The organism is Arthrobacter sp. 05L45_2, from assembly GCF_056397525.1.
In genome coordinates, this window is sequence record NZ_JBFTNO010000236.1 from 1 (window position 1) to 4352 (window position 4352).

Sequence of the window (4352 nt, forward strand, 5' to 3'; positions counted from 1 at the left end):
CCCGGACGATGTCGCAGCCGGAGGCTGTCAGTTCGGCGATCTGCTGCAGGGTGGCGTTGATGTCCGTGGTCGGAGTCGTGGTCATCGACTGCACGCTGATCGGTGAATCGGAGCCGACGCCCACCGAGCCCACCTTGATCTGGCGGGTCTTCCGGCGCGGGGCAAGAACGGGGGGCGGTGCCGACGGCATTCCCAGGCTGACCGAGGTCACGTGGACTCCTCTGTGAATCGAATTCTAGGTCGAAATATCGATGGCGGGTGGGCGGGAAGAGGCTAGGCGGCGTGGCCGGCCAGGAGGCCGGTCACAGGAGCCCAAGCCATCGTGCGGGTGCCGGAGACGGCACCGGTGCCGGCGTAAGGGTCCTGCTTGAGGAGTTCGTTGAGTGCTTGCTCATCGTCGGCCTTGAAAAGCAGCAGGGCGCCGGCGCCATCCGTGTAAGGTCCGCTGGCGAGAAGGGTTCCCTCCTGCGCGAGTGCTGCGGTCCATTCGCGGTGCGCGGGCCGGGTGGCGTCGCGGATTTCTGCGGACTCGGCATCAAAAACGTACTCAACAGCAAAAACAGTCATGTGAATACCYTATCGCCCTGCCCGCCGGGTTCCCATCCGCTCCCCCCGGCCTCACCCCAGGAAGAGCACCTTGACCAGCGCCGCGACACCGGCAGCCCACAGCAGGGAGGTCAGGGTGCCGATGATGAACCGCTCCGCGGCCACGGGGGTTTCCTTCAGCTCCGCGAAACGGCCGAGGCCCTTGATTGCCACCACGTAGGCGATCGCGACAGGCTGGCCGGTGAGGATGGCAAGGCAGACCGCCAGCCGCTCGAGGACACCGATAATGGCCCCGCCGCGCAGGATGCGCGTCCCTGCGCCGTTGGCAGGAGTCTCACCCGATGCCACGTCCGGCGCATCGCCCGGAGGGGTGGGTTCGGCCGTGCCCGGCGCGGAGCCTGCCGGCGCGGAGGGCGTCCGGGAGGGCGTAACTGCCGCCGGCGCCGGCCGGGTGATCTCGCCATCGACCGCCCCGTCCGTGGCGGATCGTTCAGCGGCCGTCGTGCCGTCCGCATCGCTGCGGCTGTCCGAGCGGTCATCGATGGTCCGGGCGAGCCGGAACACCAGCGCCGTGACGGGCCAGCCGGCAAACCCGGCGGCCAGCAGGGCCACCGCAATCCATAGGGCGCTCACCGGTCTCCTTCGCTCAGGGTTGGCCGGGCGGGGTTGTCCGTCCCGGCGGTCAGGCCGTCGGCCAGCGCCAGGAGCATCTCCGCGGCGGGCCGTGCGGCCCATTCTTCMTGCCAGCCGGAGCGAAGCAGGGCACGGCTCACCGACTGTTCGGTGATTCCGAGTTGGCCGGCGGCGGCTTTTTGGGTGCCGTGGACACTCCCGTGGGTCCCTCCACGGCCGCCCTGGATGCCGCGCAGGACGTCCACCACCTTCCACTGTGCCGCCGTCCGGTCCAGGACCACCCGCCCGATCAGCCGCAGCACCGCCTCGGCGTTCGCGCATTCCCTGGCGCCGGGCCCAGTGTCCGTCCCGCGGTCCGTGCCGGCCGGCCCGGGAGCCGCGGCAGTCCCCCGCCGTGGTCCCCCGGCGGCGACGGCCAGTGGCACATGGGACGAGGCCGCTTTGGCCCGTTCCACGGCGAGGCGGGCCGCCACAAAGGCCGGTCCGGCTCCTTCCCGGGGGCTGGGTGGCAGCGGCCGGTCGACGTTGCCGACGCCGATCCCGACGTACCAGCGGCCGCTGCGAAGGGCATGAAGGGCGATGTCCACCACTATGCCGGGGTTCGTCAGTACGCCCTGGAGTTCGTCCCCGACGGAGCGCTCAAAGTGGGCGCCCGGGTGGAGGTCCGCGAGTTCAGCGAGCAGGGCGGGGACGCGGTCGACGTCGGAGCTGCTGCCACGCTGGTCGATGGTCATGACGTACATACGCCAACCATAGACAGCTGATATCCAAAGATCAACCGTTTATAACTGATTATTCATAATCAGCCGACATAAGCTGAGAAAGATAAGTCAGTCTGAACCGGCTGTTGTGATCCGGGGCCCGTGCCGCGGGATCAGCCGAACAGGTTGACCGGCTTGACGATGTCCGCGTAGACCAGCAGCGCCGACATGCCCATCAGCAGCACGGCCACCACGTAGGTCACCGGCAGCAGCTTGGCGATATCGAACGCGCCCGGATCGGGCCGGCCAAACAGCCTGGCAATCCGACGTCGGGCTCCCTCGTATAGCGCCCCGGCCACATGGCCGCCGTCCAGCGGCAGCAGCGGCACCAGGTTGAACACGGCCAGCGCGAAGTTGAGCCCGGCCAGCAGCCCCACCAGGGCGGCGAAGCGGCTCTGCAGCGGGACCTGCTCCATGGCGGCGACCTCGCCGGCGACGCGGCCCACCCCGACCACGCTGATCGGGCCGTTGGGGTCTCGGGGCTCCTCGCTGAAGGCCGCCTGCGCAACCCCGGCCACGCGAGCGGGCAGGTTCAACACAACGCCGGCGATCTGCTGGATGTTCTCGCCCGCCATCGGCAGCACGGTCGACGCCGGCTGCGGGACAAGCGCAGTCTGGGCGCCGATGCCGAGGAAGCCAACGTCCTGGTAGCGCAGCTTGCCGTCGGCGTCCTTGGCCTGCCGGCCGTCGGTGCCAACCACGGGCCGGGCGGAAAGCACCGGGGTGACGGTGGTGGTGACCGGGGCGCCGTCGCGCTCCACGATGAGGCTCACCTGCTTGCCCGCCGACGCGCGGATCCAGCCGGTGAGCTCGTCCCAGCTGGTGACGGCCTTGCCATCGAACGAGGTGATGCGGTCGTTCGGCTTCAGCCCCGCCGCGGCGGCCGGAGTCAGTTTGCAGTCCCCGGAGTTGGGGTCGACCGTCTGGCCGGCCTTCACCTGGCACTTGGAGACGTCGGCGATGGTGGTGGTCGATTCCGAGACGCCGAAACCCATCAGCAGCACGGCGGTGAGCACGACGCCGATCAGCAGGTTCATCGCCGGGCCGCCGAGCATGATGATGATTTTCTTCCAGACCGGGAGGCGGTAGAAGACCCGGCCGGCGTCGTCGGGGCCGATTTCCTCGTGCGCCAGGGAGCGGGCGTCGGTGGCCAGCGACTGGAACATCCCGGTGCTGGAGGGCCGGACGCTGCCGTCGGTCTTATTTGGCGGGTACATGCCGATCATGGACACAAACCCGCCCAGCGGGATGGCCTTGATGCCGTATTCGGTTTCGCCGCGGCGCTTGGACCAGAGGGTGGGTCCGAAACCGATCATGTACTTCGTGACGCGCACTTTGAAGAGCTTGGCCGGCACCAGGTGCCCCACTTCATGCAGGGCGATGGACACGGCGATGCCGATCACGACGAAAACTACGCCGAGGATAAAGAGGACAACGGGGCTCATGCTTGGCTTGCTACTTCCTGGGCATCGGTCGGCTGCTTCTTAGGCACTTCCCACGGCCAAACGCTCAAGCGTCCGCGTGCGTGCCCACTTTTCAGCATCCAGTACGGATTCGACCGTCAGCCCGGAGGATCCTGAATGCTCGCTGAGGACGGCTTCGATGGTATCGACAATATCGGTGAAGCGGATCCGGCCGGCGTGGAAGGCCATCACGGCCTCCTCGTTGGCGGCGTTGAATACCGCCGGGAAGGTACTGCCCTGCCGGGCCGCATCCTTGGCGAGGTCCACGGCCGGGAAGGCGACGGTGTCGAGGGGTTCGAAGGTCCAGCTGGTGGCTTTGCTCCAGTCGCACGGGCTGGCGGCGCCGGCCACCCGGTCCGGCCAGCCGAGGCCCAGGGCGATGGGCAGGCGCATATCAGGGGGTGAGGCCTGGGCGATGGTGGAACCGTCCACGAACTGGACCATCGAGTGCACCACGGACTGCGGGTGCACCACAACGTCGATGCGGTCCAGCGGGATGTCGAAGAGCAGGTGGGCCTCGATGACTTCCAGGCCCTTGTTGACCAGGCTCGCTGAGTTGGTGGTGACCATCAGGCCCATGTCCCAGGTGGGGTGCGCGAGGGCGTCCCGCGGGCTGACGTCCTGCAGTTGCTCCCGGGTCATTCCGCGGAACGGGCCGCCCGAGGCGGTGAGGACCAGCCGGTCCACCTCGGCCGCCGTTCCGGACCGGAGGCACTGGGCGATCGCCGAGTGCTCGGAATCAACGGGGACGATCTGGCCGTCGCGGGCGGCCGCCTTGACCAGGGCACCGCCCACGATCAGGGATTCCTTGTTCGCCAGGGCCAGCGTGGCGCCGGACTTCAGGGCGGCCAGGGTGGGGGCGAGCCCAATGGACCCGGTGATTCCGTTGAGCACCACGTCGGCGGGGATTTCCGCGATCCGGGTGGACGCGTCCGGGCCGGTGATGAGC

General features: G+C 68.5%; 6 protein-coding genes. All 6 read right to left on the bottom strand.

The annotated features are described in order from the left end of the window. The coding region (locus tag AC1DHD_RS14555) for a flavodoxin-dependent (E)-4-hydroxy-3-methylbut-2-enyl-diphosphate synthase (protein ID WP_476880396.1) at positions 1-211 on the bottom strand (211 nt) is incomplete at its 3' end. Positions 212-273: 62 nt separating this feature from the next. Further along, positions 274-567 (bottom strand): YciI family protein, encoded by a 294-nt coding sequence (locus AC1DHD_RS14560; protein ID WP_476880397.1) that lies wholly within the window; start codon positions 565-567, stop codon positions 274-276. 51 nt (positions 568-618) lie between these two features. Further along, entirely contained in the window at positions 619-1179 is a 561-nt protein-coding gene (locus AC1DHD_RS14565) for a hypothetical protein (protein ID WP_476880398.1), read from the bottom strand. Continuing rightward, positions 1176-1922, bottom strand: a complete 747-nt coding sequence (locus AC1DHD_RS14570; protein WP_476880399.1) for a MarR family transcriptional regulator — start codon at positions 1920-1922, stop codon at positions 1176-1178. Before AC1DHD_RS14570 ends, AC1DHD_RS14565 begins: the two co-directional genes overlap by 4 nt. Before the next feature lie 131 nt (positions 1923-2053). Next, complete coding sequence (locus AC1DHD_RS14575; protein ID WP_476880400.1) at positions 2054-3385, bottom strand: M50 family metallopeptidase; 1332 nt, start codon at positions 3383-3385, stop codon at positions 2054-2056. A 39-nt stretch (positions 3386-3424) separates the two neighbouring features. Beyond that, positions 3425-4352, bottom strand: a 928-nt coding sequence (dxr, locus tag AC1DHD_RS14580) for a 1-deoxy-D-xylulose-5-phosphate reductoisomerase (protein WP_476880401.1), incomplete at its 5' end; no start/stop codon positions are given.